The 332-nt window shown below is 51.5% G+C and carries 1 tRNA gene and 1 rRNA gene; both read right to left on the minus strand.

What is annotated here, in order from left to right:
• Nucleotides 1–43: 43 nt before the first annotated feature.
• Nucleotides 44–120: transfer RNA gene (locus KW848_RS31430), tRNA-Ile, on the minus strand.
• 162 nt (nt 121–282) lie between these two features.
• A 16S ribosomal RNA gene (locus tag KW848_RS31435) occupies nt 283–332 on the minus strand; the annotation flags it as partial.

The raw sequence follows: 332 nt of genomic DNA on the forward strand, positions 1-332 counted from the left end.
GCTGAGCTATGGCCCCGTATTTCTACAGGTTCCCACACAAAATTGGTGGGTCTGGGCAGATTCGAACTGCCGACCTCACCCTTATCAGGGGTGCGCTCTAACCAACTGAGCTACAGACCCAATTTCGAGCTTTAAGGCCGACCCCACCCTGCTCTTTACCACAAAGCATGGGGTGCGTTCCAACCAACTAAGCTACAACCTGTTAGGGCTGCTTCTTTATCGTCTTCTTCAATGAATCAAGCAATTCGTGTGGGAACTTATGGAGCAGCTGATGTCGTCGATTAAGGAGGTGATCCAGCCGCAGGTTCCCCTACGGCTACCTTGTTACGACT

It is taken from the genome of Pseudomonas sp. PDM25, from assembly GCF_019219045.1.
In the GTDB taxonomy this organism is placed as follows: domain Bacteria; phylum Pseudomonadota; class Gammaproteobacteria; order Pseudomonadales; family Pseudomonadaceae; genus Aquipseudomonas.